Here is a 15,557-nt window from a genome sequence, read left to right as displayed (position 1 = left end):
TTTTATGGAGAATATCACATTTCAGTTTGATCAGCGCCTTGGCATTTCTGTACCGGAGTTTGCGTTACCCTGGGAGGAACTCCCCTCCCGCGAGCAGCAGTCCGTCATGCTGCATTGGGAACAGGAACGCGGTAAAATTCCGGATCGTATTGCCGAACTCGAAAAGGAAATCAATAAGCTGCAGGACATGCTTTACGAAGAGTCGCGTTTTGATCGGAGCTGCGAACTGAATGACAGCATTTCAGAGCTTGCTTCGACAATCAACGATCTTTGGCTTTGGTACAGAGCCAGTGAAGGTGTCGAAGTAAAAAGACATCACTAAAAAACCGGATCCCTTATGGGATCCGGTTTTCGTTATCTGAACTGTATGATCAGATTCAGGATTTCGCCCCTAGTCTGACTGTATCTCTGGCAATCACAACTTCCTCGTTGGTCGGAATCACCATGACTTTTACCGGTGAATGAGGGTAATTGATAAACGCTTCTTTTCCTCTTGTTTTGTTCAGCATTGGATCCCAATAGATCCCCATGAACTCAAGACCGTGAAGGACACGGGCGCGAATCACATCACTGTTCTCACCGATTCCTGCAGTGAAGATAACTGCATCAAGCCCGCTCATACGCGTTGCATAGGAACCGATGTATTTGTGAATGCGGGAAGTGAAGACATTCAAAGCAAGCTCTGCGCGCTTATCTCCTTCTTCCGCTTTCAGTTCAATATCACGAAGGTCACTGGAGAAACCGGAAAGTGCGAGCATACCTGATTTCTTATTCAGAACATCCATGACTTCTTCTGCGGACATATCCGCTTTGTTCATGATATATGGAATCAGTGACGGGTCAATGTTTCCGGAACGGGTGCCCATCGTGATCCCTGCGAGCGGTGTAAAGCCCATGGATGTATCAACGGACTTCCCGCCTTCAATTGCGGCAATACTCGCACCATTTCCAAGGTGGCAGGAAATCAGGCGAAGGTTTTCAACAGGCCGTCCAAGCATTTCGGCTGCGCGTTCAGAGACATACTTGTGAGAGGTACCGTGGAAACCGTACTTGCGGATCCCGTATTTCTCGTAATACTCATATGGAAGACTGTACAGGTAAGAATCTTCCGGCATTGTCTGGTGAAACGCCGTATCAAACACTGCTACGGCAGGAATGTTCGGTAAAATTTCGCGGAATGCATTGATTCCGACAAGGTTCGCCGGGTTATGAAGCGGGGCAAGATCCGATACCTCATCGATGCCTGCAATAACCTCATCCGTAATCAGGATTGAGTCATTGAATTTCTCACCGCCGTGCACGACGCGGTGTCCGATCCCTTCGATCTCATCGAGTGAATCAATAATCGCAAACTTCGTCAGCTTGTCCAAGAGGATCTTAACGGCTTTTTCATGATCTTCAATCGGGGCAACCTCTTTCTTCTTCTCACCATCAACTTCGATGGCAAACACCGCGTCATCCATCCCAATCCGTTCAACAATTCCCTTTGTCACGACTTTTTCTTCGGGCATTTCCAACAGTTGAAATTTGAGTGATGAACTGCCGGCATTAACCGCCATAATTTTAGACATGTACCATTCTCTCCTTTTTGTTTGTAATCAGTGTTCAGAACGTGCTGCTGATTGCTGTCATCCTGATCTTAGCTTTTCCACTATTCATTAAACCACTTGCGAAAGGAGATTGCAACCTCTGTTTCACTGTTATCGCCTTGCCGGACTATAACACAAAGCAATTGTGTAATCATTGACAACAAAGTATTTCCTGTCTAAACTGCTTTGAACTGTATGAATACAGTTTCGTCCTCATACACACAGAAGCCCGTGCGCAAATGTGAACATTTTATGACAAATTCTGATCGAACCATTCCGAAATCTGTCGCGTCATATCCGCGAGTGCCTCTTTACGGCTGAAAGATGGCAACTCAGCCATAAGCGCCTGTGCAGGCACCTTGATCCCCTGTTTCTTTCGTCTGAGCAGCAGGAGGGCCTTTCTGTGGTCTTTTGCCTTGAACATGGTTTCCGGCAGCTGCATGATTGCGTAGATAACGGCATGCTCGTTTACATAGGCCTGCAGTTCCTTCGCATGCTCTGACAAAAAGAGATGATCCGGCACCAGGAAGAACAGATAACCACCCTCTTCTGTATGACGGATACTCTGTTCTATGAGGAGATGATGAATCAGCGAAGGATTCCCTTCTCCCTTCAGCTGAAATCCTTCCGCAGCACTGTCATTGGGGTAATAACCGACGGGCAGATCCGAGATCACGTAGCCGGACTGTCCGATGTCTTCGGCTTTGATCGTATCTTCGTGACGCACTTTTATGTCACGCCCCTGGATCCGGCTGTTGATAAATGCCAGGTTCGCCAGTGTCTCGTCCGCTTCAAAAGCAGTGGCTTTCACAGGTTTTGTCTGCTGATTGATCACACCTGTCAAAAGGTTTCCCGCTCCAGCTGCAGGGTCCATGACGCTGATCTCTTTATTGTCGTCATGTTCAAGCAATTTATTCAGAATAAATCCGGCATACACCGTCACCGCATCGGGTGTCATCGCATGATGCGGCTGTGTCGCTTCTTTCATTCCCTTTAAAACCGCCAGCTGCATAGCCCTTCTCCCTTCTTCAGGGTCAAAAGAGAAAGGCGGCTTGACCTGATCCGTCTGCTCCTTCAGCTTTTCTGATGCCTCTTTCGACATACCGCCAATCGCCTGATCCTGATTCATTACCATATCTCCGGCCAGGGAGAGAGCATCCAGATAAAGGACACCCAGTTCATCCTGCAACAAAGAAGCCGACCGATCGAGCACGTCATAGAGCATTTCCGTTTTTGTCGTTGATTCCATCTGCAATCCGCCTTTCCATACAGTCAAGAAGAGCACCGCTCTGCGATGCTCTTCCGTTTCTTATTCTGATTATGCCAGCTGCTTGGCAGCTTCAATGGCTTTATCGTAGTCCGGATGATGAGTGACTTCCGGTACGATTTCTTTATACTGAAGTTTGCCATTCTTGTCAACAACGAAAATGGATCTCGCGAGAAGGCGAAGCTCCTCGATGACCACCCCGTATTTCTGACCGAAGTCCAGATTGCGGTGATCCGACGTGACCTGGATATTATCCACGCCCGCTGCTGCGCACCAGCGCTTTTGCGCAAATGGAAGATCCACCGAAATCGTGATGATCTCCACATTATCCAACTTAGAGGCCTCTTCATTAAACCGTCTTGTCTGTTCGTCACAAACGCCTGTGTCAATCGATGGCACTACACTGATGAGCCTTGTTTTTCCGTCGAAATCTGAGAGTTTCACTTCTGACAGGTCATTAGCCAGCACCGTAAAATCAGGTGCCTTGTCTCCTGTTTTAACCTCTGTTCCTTTTAATGTTACGGGATTTTCTTTGAATGTAATTGTCATGCCGTCAACTCCTTTTTTCGGATTTTCAGCTTTGATTCACTGCATAATCAGCATAACACACTGGCCGCAGCTTCTTCCATTAAGATGCTTCTTCTTTCTTTTTGACCGGTACAGTGAAGCCTTTTCTCGGTTCGAGAATCACGATCGAATTACCAATACGGTCGTGCAGTCCGCGTTTCGTCGGGGCAAAAGCCACGATGACATACAAGACATTCGTTACGACAAGGGAACGGTGAATGAAACGACCGATTACTTCCCTGAATATAACATCCATCCAGTTCAATTCTTTGCGCTCAAACGGTATCACCCTGACGCCAAGCGCCATCTTCCCTAGCGTCTGTCCCCAAATCTTTGTCATGATGACAAAATACGTGAATGTGATCAGTGCAGAGAGCGCACCCGCAGCTGAATAGATGCCTATCGTCAGCTCATCAAGGTTAACGAGCATGTAGATGATCCCGAGTATGAGTCCACTCAGACTGCCAGCAGCAATCAGATCGACTAGATAAGCCCAAAACCGCATCCAGAAACCTGCGTAATAAAAGGTCATCGTCTCATAATCATCCATATTTTCATATCTCGCGGGTTCCGGCCGTTCATCCTCTTCTTCCTCGAATGGGTTTGAATGATTGATTTCCGTCATACACGTTCACCTCAATTCGTATACAGATACATGACTCTTGCACCTGCATTGGCATTTAATACATTTTCAATCAGTCTCGCTTCAGATCCCGGCAACACCTGACTTCCAAGTCCTGCGAGAGATGCAAATCCGGCAGCTCCGCCAAACTCGACGACAGATAGATCCCCGCGGCCAAGTTCTTCGATCATATCTTCGATAGCCGCGTCACGGTTTCCGATTTCATCAACCAGACCGTTCTCCACTGCCTGATTCCCTGTAAAAATACGTCCGTCAGCCAGTTCATACACTTCATCACGGCTGAGATTTTCACGGCCGTTATCCACGACATCGACGAATTGTTCATACGAGTCCATGACAATCTCGTTTAACAGTTCTCTCTCGTCATCCGTGACTTCTTTCGTAGGTGAAAGAATATCCTTGAACTCGCCACTCGTAAATGTCTCGAGCGACACGCCCCACTCTTCAGCAAGACCCGCTACGTTCAATGACTGGATGATAACACCGATTGAACCGGTGAACGTTTGCGCATTCGCATAAATCTTGTCAGCAGGTGCTGAAATGTAATAGCCGCCGCTCGCTGCCTGACCGCCCATCACCGCATAAACGGGCTTATCAAACTCTTCCTGGATCGCGACGATCCTGTTATGCAGTTCATCTGATTCGACAACGCCGCCTCCCGGTGTGTTCACCTGCAGAATCACCCCGTAAATATCGGTACTCTCAGCTGCATACTCAAGCTGACGAAGCGTCTGTCTGTGATCATAGCCCACACTGAACAGACCGCCGGCACCACCGTCCTGAATCATGCCTTCAACCTGAATAACCGCGATCCTGCCAGGAACCGTTCCCTGCTCAATCACACGCTCGCTGAACTCCCGGTCAGGAGAGAGCATTTGTTCAAAATCCTGTCCAAAATTTTGCATACCCAATGTGACAATTCCCGATGTGACAAATAGCAAAAATGCAACGCCAAGAGCCACCCAACGTTTTACGTTCATAAAATCTCCACCTCACAACAATAAATTTTACAGCAGAAGACCCGCTTTTTTGATAGAATATGAACTATGGTAAGCGATTTCTGCATCCCCATCACGCAGATTCGCGCATCAAAGCACACACAAAGAAAGGGCGATGACTCAATGAGTGACCGAAAAAATGTCTTCCTGTTCTATAAGAAGAACGATGAACTGGAAGAAAAGATTCAGGAAATCAGAAAAATCGGCCGGAAATATGACTATCGTCTGGTAGACCATCCAGATGATGCAAACATTATCGCATCATTCGGGGGCGATGGCACGTTCCTGCAGGCGATCCGTAAATCCGGTTTCCGGGAAGACGCTCTTTATGTAGGCGTGAATGACGGGCGTTTAGGGTTCTATACAGATTTTAACACAAATGATCCTGAAAAGATTGAAATGGCCCTTCAATCTGATCAGACTGAAATTCTTAAATACCCGACTCTCGAAGTCGATGTCGACGGCATGCAGTCGTTCCAATGTTTAAACGAACTCTCCATCCGCTCACAGATCATCAAAACATTCGCCATCGATGTATACATTGACGGTCTGTATTTTGAAACCTTCCGTGGCGACGGCATGGTCGTATCAACGCCGACAGGCTCCACTGCCTATAACCGTTCTTTGAACGGAGCCATCGTCGATCCGAAACTGAATGGGATGCAGCTGACAGAGATTGCTTCGATCAACAATAACCAGTACCGGACCCTCGGTGCACCGCTGATCCTCAATCATGACCGTGAACTGGTCCTGAAGATTGTCCAGGACGGCAACGACCATCCGATTATCGGCGCGGACAATGAAGCCCTGAGTATCCGGCATTCCCATGAAATCAAAGTCAAAGTATCGAATAAAAAGATCAAAACACTCAGAATGAAAGACAATCTCTTTCTTCATAAAGTACGTCGTTCATTCCTTTAATACAGGAGTGGCCCGGGACTCAGCAATGCTGACCCGGGCTTTTTTCTGTCCGGGGTCAGACACCTGACCCCGGACAGTCAATCCCGCAGACTGTCAGGGTCCGATTCATACATAATCGTATCATCCACCACCGTCATCAGCGTCTTCACCGACAGCCAGTCTTCCGGGGACAGGGCAAACAGATCCTGTTCAAGAATCGTGAAATCCGCATCATAGTCCGCCCGGACCTGGCCTCTCCGGTGTTCCATTCCCACCGCCTGTGCGGCTCCGTGTGTATACAGGCTGATCGCCTGATGCAGGCTCAGTTTCTGATCCGGCATATAACCTTCATGGTTATCGCCGGGACTTCGCCGCATCACCGCCGCATAGATGCCCTCCATGGGACTGACCGGTTCAATCGGGGCATCCGATCCCCCCGCACACATGAGGCCTTCTTCAAGAAGCGTTTTCCAGGCATAGCAGCTTTGAATACGCTCATTGCCTAGTCTTTCTGTCACCCAAGGGAAATCGGAAATGGTAAACCTTGGCTGGAGATCCAATACAACTGGCGATGCTTTCATCCGCTCTATCAGTTCAGGCCTTAAGATCTGGGCATGAATGATGCGATCACGTTTGCCAGTCGGTGGTGGATGGGCTTCGATTGCCGTCAATGTCTCCTCTAGTGCCTGATCGCCAATGGCATGAACCGCAACTGGCATCCTGTAACTTCTCGCGAGACTTACCAGCGCAGTCAGCTGTTCCTGTGTATGGATCGCCACCCCCTGCGTGTCAGGTTGATCCGCATAAGGTTCACTCAAATAGGCTGTCCTGCCCCCGAGGGCTCCGTCCGTAAATATTTTCACGGCATTGAAATCGATGTATGACGGCCTCGGTCCATCCGGGTAGGTGTCAAACACCACTTTCGCCGCTTCATGGTGTACGAGCAAAGATGTGCGGAATTTGCAGTTTGTACCGTCTATCACATCCTCAAACACCCGGACGGTTTCAACGGGGTTGCCGTAGTAGAACAGATCCTCTGTATGTCCTCCCGTAAACCCGTTTGCAAGCAGATCCTGAACAGACGTATGCAGCGCCCGTTCGATATCGGCAAACTTCTGAACGGGTAAACAGTATTTAACGAGTTCCTGCGCCTGATCATGAAGATAACCTGTCGGCTCACCGTCCGGGTAGCGTTCAATACGTCCCCCGGAAGGGTCAGGCGTCTCTTTTGAAAGGCCCGCCCGGGTGATGGCCTTTGTGTTCACAACCACAGCGTGCCTGCATACCCGGGTAATCAGAATCGGATGATCGGTGCTGACTTCATCGAGAACCCGCCTGTCCGGAATGCGCCTGTCCGGATAAAAATTGTCGTTAAATCCTTCAGCAATGACCCATTCCCCGACCGGCGTCGCCCGCGCCTTTTCCCTGAGCTTCTCCTGAAGTACCTCAATGCTTGTTGCCGTCGATACGTCAAGGGTCAAGAGCTTCTCCCCGTGACCGATCATATGCAAATGGCTGTCAGTGAATCCAGGATACATGCAGCCGCCTTTTATATCAATTTCCCGGGAAATACGGTCGCCGTAACGGGCTCTCATGTCACGTTCCGAACCCGTTTCGAGAATGATCCCATCTTCGGTCACCACCGCTTCGGTTACATCCGACGCCTCATTCATTGTTCGAACCGAACCATTATAATAAATCGTTGCCATGATCCCATCACTCCTGTCTTTACTATCATGCGGTTATGAGCTTTGCCATCAATTTTGAACGCCCAAAGCTTCAGTTCCGGAAGCTGATTTTGGACGAAACAGCCATTCTCTTATCAAACAAATCGCTATCACTTGCACTCGACGGTAACGGCCCCCTGAAAAAGTAAAGAGATGCACAGCAGAATCGATCACTGTGCATCAAATCATTTTATTCTTCTTCGAGTCGTTCAAGAACATCATCAATGGATGCAATGCCGTCAGGAGCAATGTCCTGGAAATCTCCGGGATGGATCCCTCTTGTCCGCATCGAAGCACGACGGTCAACAGATTCATCGGTATCCTCTGCATCCTCTTGAACCGGTTCCTCGGTCGGGGCATTCCCATCTCCCGGAGATGCTTCCTCCTCGGCAGGATCAGGATCAGAACTTTCTGGTATATCGTCAGGGGGAGATGGGAATGTATCATCTTCTTCTAATGCGTCTTCATACATATCCGCCAACCCGTCTCCATTTTCGCTGATCGGATCGTCAGCCATCTCCGGTTCATCCGGCGTGGAGAATATTGTGAAAAGGAGAACCCCCCATATCGATACAGCTACGACAGCAACACCTGCCACGACCCAGCGCTCTTTATTCATAAACAGTCAGCTCCTTATGTATGAACCATACCCGATTCTTTTCCTGCATAAGCTTCCTGTTGGAACTGCTCAGCTGAATCCGGTTCAACAAAACTCACTGCTTCAAGGGACAGTTGCAATGCTTCGTCATACAGACCGGTTCGGAATCGGTCCTCTGCCTTCAGCAGGTTGATCTGTACGTGATCATTGTTGCTTCTGAAACGGTTTCCGTATTGAATCACCCGCTCAGCAAGAGCTGCGTGATGGATCGTGATATCCACCAATTCATGCACCGCATCGGCTTCTTTAACGGCCGCTTCCGTTTTTTCGTTGACACGTTTCATGGCTATCGGCACTTCTGAAAGTTCTTTACGGGCATCTTCCACCCGCTCTTTTGCATCGTCAAGAGCGAGGATCACCTGTTCCGGAATTTCCGGAATATTGCTTCGTCTGATCCGTTTTTCAGAGGCCTGGATGCTGCGTCTTGATTTCGCAAGCTGTTGAGCCGCTTTATGTTCATCGGCACGCATGTCCGCAAAACCTTCCTGCATCGATACCGTGTCTTCAAGCAGTTTTGAAACAGTCTCATCGAGGTCGGCAAGCTGTTTACGCAAGGAAGTATTGGATTGCTTTTTTTCCTCGAAAGCGTCTTTCAATGCCGCAAAACGCCCACTCAGTTCTTTGCCTTTTTTCTCATAATCCAGCGCGCGCGATTCTTCTTCTTCATCGAGTTGGTAGTTCAGCTTCACCGCTTCAATTTCAGATCGCAAATGGTCCATGCGCTCAGGAATTGCGTCCACCTTCTGTTCAATTGAGGGCAGTTGCTTCACACAAGCATCTTTTGACAGCACTTCCTGTTCGAGAGTTTCGTAAATCTGTTCGATCTCCTCGTCGATCCGCTGCAAAGGACCGTCGACATCGTTAAGCTGAAGCTTTTCAACGAGAGGCAAAAGGGTAATCAGACGCTGTCTCAATTCGCCGAGTTGCCAGCTGATGGAGAAGTGCTTCATTTCAAAACCGCTCTCTTCCATTTCCTTGATGCCAGCCTGAATATCATTAAGCTGTCGCGGGAGATCCTTTTCCATTTTGACCAGATACTGAGGCACGCTTTCCATGAGACGGATTTCTTCACGGAGCTGTTCACGTGTCTTCAGAAGCAGCTCTCTCGCCTGAAGATAGTTCCCGTCCTCTGTCAGCTCGTCAAACTCGGGGAAATTCTCTTCAATGGCTCTGAAGCGGTTCTCCAGGCTGTCGCCGGCACCGCCAAGTGACGCCTTCTGTTCCATGAGAAGCTTCATGGCGTGATCAAACTCGCTCTGAACGTCAAGCACTTCTTCACGGTTCTTCTCTTCACTGTCGACAAGCTCATCCACTTCTTTGATGATCTCTTTCATGCGTCCTTCGATCTGAGACAGTTCCTCATCGACAAACGAGCATTTCTTCTTTGCCGAAATAAATCGGTACTTGTTCGCAAGTTCTTCAATGTCAAACAGGCGCTCTTCAATATTCGGGAGCAATTTGGTTACTATGTAATCCCACTCTTCCCGCCATTGTTCAAATCGTTCTTCCGTTTCACCGGACATGGTGAGACCTTTTATCCGTTTCAACTCTTCTGCCACCGGTTCATTCATCAGCTTGATCTTCTCATTCTCCAACCGGTCGACTTCTTTATACAGCTGTCTTCTTTGCCAGGCACTGTAAATGGTTATGACCAAGAACAGACCTATGATAATATAGATAACATTCAGCAATGCATCCGAACCTCCTTGTTGTCTGCTTCATGATATGCTGGATTCACATACGTTTCCTTTTTCACTATCATACCATATGAAGAGCAAATCTGAATGGTCAATATGAACATTTTTACAACCCGTTAAAGGAGAGAACCCTCATGCCCAACATTGATGGACACATCCATTCCCCTTATTGCCCGCACGGATCCAATGACCCTTTGGAAGACTATGTGAAACGCGCAATTTCCTTGGGTTTTGAACAGATCACGTTTACCGAACACGCGCCGCTTCCGAACGGATTCACAGACCCGGTCCCTGACAAGGACAGCGCCATGGCTCACTCGGATCTGCGTGCGTATGTGCAGGACATCGAACGGCTGAAGAAAAAATATGCCACTCAGATCCGGATTCTGTGCGGCCTTGAAGTCGATTATATCGAAGGGTTCGAAGAGGAGACCGCTTCGCTGCTGGCTTCTTTTGAACCGGACCTTGATGAAGTGATTCTCTCGGTTCATTTTATTCAGATGCCGGATGGCGGCTATATCTGCATCGACTTCGATGAAGCCGCATTCGGCGACGCAATCCGCCGACTTGGCGGCCTGAACGCACTCTATGCTCACTATTACCGGACCGTCCGGATGAGCATAGAGGCCAATCTGAACTCTTCCTTGCCGATCCGGATCGGCCATATCTCCCTTGTTCACAAATTCCAAACGTCCTTCGCGCGGGATTTTGATGACAGCAAAGATCTGAGGGATATTCTGAACCGGATCAAAAACCGGGGATACATGCTCGATGTCAACGGTGCAGGCCTCGTCAAACCGCTCTGCAAAGAGACGTACCCGCCTCCTTATATCATCGAAGAGGCCCGTCAGCTCGGTATCCCCCTTGTGTATGGCTCCGATGCGCATTCTGCTTTAGGCATCGGCCAGGGGTATGATACAATCAAGCCATTCTTGCCCCCTTACGATGAAGGCATGCAAGACGACTGAAACAGAAAGTGAGTGATACCATCATGTTTGAATCTTTAACGTACAGTGGCACCGTTTCGGAACAGTATAAACAGCTGAACAGGCAGCTTGATGCCCTTCTTTCCGGTGAATATGACCGGATCGCACATTTGAGCAATGCTTCCTCTTTGTTAAACCAATTTCTGAAAGAGGTCAATTGGGTCGGCTTTTATCTGATGAAACAGGATGAACTGATCCTCGGCCCCTTCCAGGGACTTCCTGCCTGTGTCCGCATTCCAAAAGGCAAAGGGGTATGCGGAACCGCCGTCAGTGAAGGTATGACCCAGCGTATTGATAATGTCCACGAATTCCCTGGCCACATCGCCTGCGATGCAGCAAGCAACAGCGAAATCGTGATTCCCATCTATCTCGATGGCGACCTGTACGGGGTTCTCGATATCGACAGCCCTTCATTCAGCCGGTTCAGTGAAGAAGACCAGCAAGGTCTTGAAGCCTTTACAGAGATCCTCACGAAACATCTGCGACAAAGTTCATAACGAAACAACAAACAAGCTCCCGGAAACCTGTCGTCGTGACACGGATCCCGGGAGCTTGTTTCATTCAGGTTTTACAGACTACCACTTTGTTTTTCCCGCTGTTTTTCGCACGGTACATGGCCTCATCTGCCTGATTAAAGAGATCTTTCAGTTTTGGCGCCATCTCCCCGCCATAAGACCAGGCAGACACACCGCACGATACAGTGACCTGCGGTTTTGTTTCATGTTCAACGCGGACGCGAATGTCTTCAGCGAGTTCGAGCCCCTCGGATACGAGACCGTTCTTAAGATAAACCGCCAGTTCTTCGCCGCCCCAACGAACAGAAATACTTGCCATATCGGTGAAGCGGCATTTCAGAATATTCGCAACCTGGACAAGGACATCGTCTCCGACTGAATGACCGTACACATCATTAATATCTTTGAACGCATCCACGTCAAAGAGCAGAAACACACCCCGGTGATCGTTGATCATCGATGTCCTGATTTCACGATCCATGTATTCCCGCGTGTACAGCCCGGTGAGATAGTCCGTGACCATCACTTTTTGCATCTCGGCATGAAGCATCGCATTCACAAAAGCCATGCTCGAGTGCTGTACCAGTGACTGCAGCAGGCGGAACTGATCGTAGGTAAAGCCGGAACGCTGCCCCGAAAGGACCAATACCGTTCCGATCACATCCTTCTGATGCAACATCGGAACACCCATCAGGGATTTATAAGGCGCACCTTCCTCAATATCGTCCCAGTAGGCCAAAAACTGACCGTCCCGTTTCGCCCTGATCTCCTGAACTTTACGTTGGATCACAGGAAGCTTGATCAGCTTCTCCCGATATTCCGATGTCTCATCATCCGCATGATTGTCCCATGTATTGTCGTTCATGACGAATAGGATCTCATCGGCATGGAAGGCATGCTTCATCTGTTTTCGGAGGAGCTGATGGATTTCTTTCATGTTCAGATTTTCATTCAGGGCCTTTGCTGTCTGATTAATCAGCTGCAGGTCTTCAATGTTTCGCCTGGACTGCTCATATAAATCCGTGCTCTCAATGGCATTGCCTCCGAGCTCAGTAAGCGACTCGATGAATTCAATCTCGACGGGGTGAAAGGCTTCTTCAAAACGGGGACTGACTTTCATCACGCCGTAAACGGCCTGTCTGCCTGGCAATGGTGCGTAAAAAGCATCACACCCCGTTTCCTTATCTTTCGTTTGCTTTTGTTTCCCGTTTACATAAACCGTTGCCGCTTCATCATTTCGGTCATGCCGCAAATCAAGGAGAGCGACGCCGGATATCCCCGTCACACCCCAGTCATTCGCAAGATAAAGCTCCACATCCGAATCCGGGATCAGCTCAAGCATGGCCTCAACGATGACGTGCAGCACTTCGTGAACATGGACGGAGTGATGAAACTGGCGGTTCGCCTGAAAGAGAAGTTCCTGGCTTTTCCTCTTACGCTCAAGATCCATGAGACTCTCTCCATCATCGGCAAACAGGGTTGCCCCTTCCACGAGTCCGAAGAGATAGGCTTCAATCTCATTTTGAGTGACCGTCTCATCACGCACATCGCAATGCAAGTACAGTTCACCCGACTTATCCACGGGCATCATGGACCGCTTCGCATTTATCTGATCCGCAAATGGCCGGGATTCACCGATGACCTCGCCTTGGCCGTCAGTAATATAAAGACGTGTCTCACCTGACCAGGGCATTTGTTTTTGCGCCATGATGTCATCCATTTTCTTCATATAAAAATGCGACTTTCGGTTGACCGATGGTACCGTCATGCTTCATTCACCCGCCCGTAAAGAGTCCTGTCATCCGTTCAAACTAGTTCTATTTTACATTATACATCGCTCACCGTCATATGCAAATAAAATCCGGGCATATACGGTATTGACTTTCGTCCTCGAAAATTATACAATGTCATTTGTGCAAATAAGACAGCCACAGTAAACATCCGGTTGTTCATTTCATTCCCACATTAAGTTGAGGGGTATTGCGTAACCTCTAGCTGTCGAGGCGAAGATACCGAAAATGAAATGTCTGGCGGTTGGGATTACTACTCTGTTTATTTCACGAAATTAATATTTCGAAGGAGGAGTCAATTATGGCTCGTTACACAGGACCAAGTTGGAAATTATCCCGTCGTTTGGGTATTTCCCTCAGTGGCACAGGAAAAGAATTATCAAAGCGTCCTTATGGACCAGGACAACACGGCCCGAACTCACGTCGTAAAGTATCTGAATACGGACTGCAGCTTCAGGAAAAGCAGAAGCTCCGTCACATGTACGGCATGAATGAGCGTCAGTTTAACACATTATTTGAAGCAGCAGGTAAGCTTCAGGGGATCCACGGTGAGAACTTCATGATTCTTCTTGAATCACGCCTTGACAACCTCGTTTACCGCCTGGGCCTCGCCCGTACGCGCCGTCAGGCACGTCAGCTCGTTAACCACGGTCACGTAACTGTTGACGGCAAGCGCGTTGACATCCCGTCTTACCGCGTAGCACCGGGACAGAGCATCTCACTCCGCGAGAAGTCACGCAACCTCGACGTCGTGAAATCCGCGATCGAAATGAACGACTTCCTGCCAAGCTATCTTGAATTCGATGCTGAGAAACTTGAAGGTAAGTTCGCCCGTTACCCAGAGCGTTCTGAGCTTCCAGCTGAAATCAATGAACAGCTTATCGTTGAGTGGTACTCACGTTAATCGCACAAAATCAGCACGCCTCCATTCTGTGGAAGGCGTGCTTTTTGTTTCCCCATCGTATCGCCTGATGAGAGGAACACCTTTAATCCCACGAAGTTTCCTCTTCTTCCCGCTCCTCTTTCGCCTTTTTACGCCTCAGCTTCTGCCGGTGACCGTAGGTTGCCTTTAAAATGGTATTCTCGTTTTCCAACCCCGCTCCAATGGCGCCAACGATCGTTACAACCGAGGCAACAAGCCAGGTCAATGTCAGAAAATCAAATACAGACACACTCGTCACAGCGAGCTCCTCTTTCAGCATATCCGGCGGAACAAATAACAATACGGCAAAGAAGAACAAGAGAAAGAGAATTGCATAATAAAACATCACACCAATCCCGAGCGTCATCACTGTAGCCGCATTATAAATTCTCGACAGGTAGGCGGATTCATGATCACTTGTCGGCTCCCACAAATGATGAACCACAATTATCCAGCTCACCATGGCACTGATCGCCACCACCATCATGATCATCAAACGCGTCTCAGTGAATGCTCCGCTCATTCCCCACAGGTTCGGGAAAATCAGGCCGTAGGCCCCCGTGGCAAATGCCGCCGCCAACACCTTTTTGAAGGCGGGAAAGATCGTCCACGGCCGGTTCGCGAGTACCATACCCGATATCATTCTGAAAAATTCCATGAACCTTGATTCCACGAGAAAACGGACATCCACGTCGGAATTTTCCCTGGCATAGGTCTGCCGGCTGATCGGGGATAGCCTCTCCGCCAATCGCCTGGTCATCAATTCCTCTTCGTTTTTTTCCACAACTGCCGCTTTGAGGGTATGTTCACCTTCACGAAGCTCGCGATCGCTGCTTTTTTCACCATGATGCATGTCCTCAACGAGCTGAATCACGGCTTCTCTCACCCGTTTTTTGATCGGTGCAGCTCCGAGAGCGGGCATGGACAGATACGCCAGATTCCGTTTAACGTCCGCATCCGCGACAATCAGGCGTCGCTGAAAAAAGATCGGCAAGTCCGTCACACTGATCGCAAGATCCCAACCCTCCTGCTCTTTCACCTTGGCCGTTTCATCGAGAATCGCCTTTGAATACCCTTCCGTTCCGCTTAGCGGATCGGTCTTTGTCGTCACCTGCCAGTCCCTGTCTCGGTCCACCTGCGTATGTAACAGTTCCGCTAAATCCTCTTTAATATCTGCCACGACTTCTTCAGGGAGTTCAGGAGCTGTCAGGATCCCGACAATCAGCCGCTGATCAGGGCTTCCCTTGCTTTCAGATTCAGATATTGACAAAGTTACACCTCCCTTTCCTGATGAATGT

General features: G+C 48.9%; 15 protein-coding genes. 5 read left to right on the top strand and 10 right to left on the bottom strand.

Annotation, left to right across the window (positions count from 1 at the left end; all coding sequences use genetic code 11):
- Positions 1-4: 4 nt before the first annotated feature.
- Entirely contained in the window at positions 5-322 is a 318-nt protein-coding gene (locus BSEL_RS06920; RefSeq protein WP_013172271.1) for a hypothetical protein, read from the top strand.
- 55 nt (positions 323-377) lie between these two features.
- Here BSEL_RS06920 and BSEL_RS06915 read toward each other — a convergent pair whose 3' ends face one another.
- The 5 genes from BSEL_RS06915 to sppA form a co-directional block, all read right to left on the bottom strand.
- Positions 378-1,571, bottom strand: a complete 1,194-nt coding sequence (locus tag BSEL_RS06915; RefSeq protein ID WP_013172270.1) for an acetate kinase — start codon at positions 1,569-1,571, stop codon at positions 378-380.
- A 268-nt stretch (positions 1,572-1,839) separates the two neighbouring features.
- Positions 1,840-2,838, bottom strand: a complete 999-nt coding sequence (locus BSEL_RS06910) for a class I SAM-dependent methyltransferase (protein WP_013172269.1) — start codon at positions 2,836-2,838, stop codon at positions 1,840-1,842.
- A 69-nt stretch (positions 2,839-2,907) separates the two neighbouring features.
- A complete protein-coding gene (gene tpx, locus BSEL_RS06905; RefSeq protein WP_013172268.1) occupies positions 2,908-3,405 on the bottom strand; it encodes a thiol peroxidase in 498 nt (165 codons plus the stop codon).
- Between the two features lie 79 nt (positions 3,406-3,484).
- The gene (locus tag BSEL_RS06900; protein ID WP_013172267.1) at positions 3,485-4,048 is read right to left on the bottom strand and encodes an RDD family protein; all 564 of its coding nucleotides are present in this window, start codon (positions 4,046-4,048) and stop codon (positions 3,485-3,487) included.
- An 11-nt stretch (positions 4,049-4,059) separates the two neighbouring features.
- On the bottom strand, positions 4,060-5,046 hold the full coding sequence (gene sppA, locus BSEL_RS06895) for a signal peptide peptidase SppA (RefSeq protein ID WP_013172266.1): 987 nt from the start codon (positions 5,044-5,046) through the stop codon (positions 4,060-4,062).
- A 141-nt stretch (positions 5,047-5,187) separates the two neighbouring features.
- Between sppA and BSEL_RS06890 the strand changes: the two genes are divergently transcribed.
- Positions 5,188-5,985 carry an NAD kinase gene (locus BSEL_RS06890; protein WP_013172265.1) on the top strand — a complete coding sequence of 266 codons (798 nt, stop codon included), beginning with the start codon at positions 5,188-5,190 and terminating at the stop codon, positions 5,983-5,985.
- Positions 5,986-6,062: 77 nt separating this feature from the next.
- Here the strand turns inward: BSEL_RS06890 and BSEL_RS06885 are convergent, their stop codons facing one another.
- The 3 genes from BSEL_RS06885 to BSEL_RS06875 all read right to left on the bottom strand — a co-directional run bounded on the left by BSEL_RS06885 (position 6,063) and on the right by BSEL_RS06875 (position 10,040).
- Positions 6,063-7,673 carry an amidohydrolase gene (locus BSEL_RS06885; RefSeq protein ID WP_013172264.1) on the bottom strand — a complete coding sequence of 537 codons (1,611 nt, stop codon included), beginning with the start codon at positions 7,671-7,673 and terminating at the stop codon, positions 6,063-6,065.
- A gap of 208 nt (positions 7,674-7,881) precedes the next feature.
- Positions 7,882-8,310: a hypothetical protein gene (locus BSEL_RS06880; RefSeq protein ID WP_013172263.1), complete on the bottom strand. Its 429-nt coding sequence runs from the start codon at positions 8,308-8,310 to the stop codon at positions 7,882-7,884.
- 14 nt (positions 8,311-8,324) lie between these two features.
- Positions 8,325-10,040, bottom strand: a complete 1,716-nt coding sequence (locus BSEL_RS06875; protein WP_013172262.1) for a septation ring formation regulator EzrA — start codon at positions 10,038-10,040, stop codon at positions 8,325-8,327.
- 140 nt (positions 10,041-10,180) lie between these two features.
- Here BSEL_RS06875 and hisJ point away from each other — a divergent pair, with 140 nt between their 5' ends.
- On the top strand, positions 10,181-11,014 hold the full coding sequence (gene hisJ / locus BSEL_RS06870) for a histidinol-phosphatase HisJ (protein WP_013172261.1): 834 nt from the start codon (positions 10,181-10,183) through the stop codon (positions 11,012-11,014).
- Between the two features lie 23 nt (positions 11,015-11,037).
- Positions 11,038-11,529, top strand: a complete 492-nt coding sequence (locus BSEL_RS06865) for a GAF domain-containing protein (RefSeq protein ID WP_013172260.1) — start codon at positions 11,038-11,040, stop codon at positions 11,527-11,529.
- Positions 11,530-11,593: 64 nt separating this feature from the next.
- Here BSEL_RS06865 and BSEL_RS17040 read toward each other — a convergent pair whose 3' ends face one another.
- Entirely contained in the window at positions 11,594-13,315 is a 1,722-nt protein-coding gene (locus tag BSEL_RS17040) for a GGDEF domain-containing protein (protein ID WP_013172259.1), read from the bottom strand.
- A 323-nt stretch (positions 13,316-13,638) separates the two neighbouring features.
- Here BSEL_RS17040 and rpsD point away from each other — a divergent pair, with 323 nt between their 5' ends.
- Positions 13,639-14,241, top strand: a complete 603-nt coding sequence (gene rpsD, locus BSEL_RS06855) for a 30S ribosomal protein S4 (RefSeq protein WP_013172258.1) — start codon at positions 13,639-13,641, stop codon at positions 14,239-14,241.
- An 82-nt stretch (positions 14,242-14,323) separates the two neighbouring features.
- On the opposite strand, the gene BSEL_RS06850 is transcribed toward rpsD, so the two are convergent.
- Entirely contained in the window at positions 14,324-15,529 is a 1,206-nt protein-coding gene (locus tag BSEL_RS06850) for a hypothetical protein (RefSeq protein WP_013172257.1), read from the bottom strand.
- Positions 15,530-15,557 lie beyond the last annotated feature (28 nt).

The organism is [Bacillus] selenitireducens MLS10, from assembly GCF_000093085.1.
Lineage (GTDB): Bacteria > Bacillota > Bacilli > Bacillales > Salisediminibacteriaceae > Salisediminibacterium > Salisediminibacterium selenitireducens.
The sequence above is the reverse complement of the archived record's forward strand: the minus strand, read 5'-3'. Positions and strand labels throughout refer to the sequence as shown.

Bases quoted from the DNA above. Each gene is read 5' to 3' on its own strand.
- BSEL_RS06920 (WP_013172271.1), top strand. From the start codon at position 5: ATGGAGAATATCACATTTCAGTTTGATCAGCGCCTTGGCATTTCTGTA.
- BSEL_RS06915 (WP_013172270.1), bottom strand. From the start codon at position 1,571: ATGTCTAAAATTATGGCGGTTAATGCCGGCAGTTCATCACTCAAATTT.
- BSEL_RS06910 (WP_013172269.1), bottom strand. From the start codon at position 2,838: ATGGAATCAACGACAAAAACGGAAATGCTCTATGACGTGCTCGATCGG.
- tpx (WP_013172268.1), bottom strand. From the start codon at position 3,405: ATGACAATTACATTCAAAGAAAATCCCGTAACATTAAAAGGAACAGAG.
- BSEL_RS06900 (WP_013172267.1), bottom strand. From the start codon at position 4,048: ATGACGGAAATCAATCATTCAAACCCATTCGAGGAAGAAGAGGATGAA.
- sppA (WP_013172266.1), bottom strand. From the start codon at position 5,046: ATGAACGTAAAACGTTGGGTGGCTCTTGGCGTTGCATTTTTGCTATTT.
- BSEL_RS06890 (WP_013172265.1), top strand. From the start codon at position 5,188: ATGAGTGACCGAAAAAATGTCTTCCTGTTCTATAAGAAGAACGATGAA.
- BSEL_RS06885 (WP_013172264.1), bottom strand. From the start codon at position 7,673: ATGGCAACGATTTATTATAATGGTTCGGTTCGAACAATGAATGAGGCG.
- BSEL_RS06880 (WP_013172263.1), bottom strand. From the start codon at position 8,310: ATGAATAAAGAGCGCTGGGTCGTGGCAGGTGTTGCTGTCGTAGCTGTA.
- hisJ (WP_013172261.1), top strand. From the start codon at position 10,181: ATGCCCAACATTGATGGACACATCCATTCCCCTTATTGCCCGCACGGA.
- BSEL_RS06865 (WP_013172260.1), top strand. From the start codon at position 11,038: ATGTTTGAATCTTTAACGTACAGTGGCACCGTTTCGGAACAGTATAAA.
- BSEL_RS17040 (WP_013172259.1), bottom strand. From the start codon at position 13,315: ATGACGGTACCATCGGTCAACCGAAAGTCGCATTTTTATATGAAGAAA.
- rpsD (WP_013172258.1), top strand. From the start codon at position 13,639: ATGGCTCGTTACACAGGACCAAGTTGGAAATTATCCCGTCGTTTGGGT.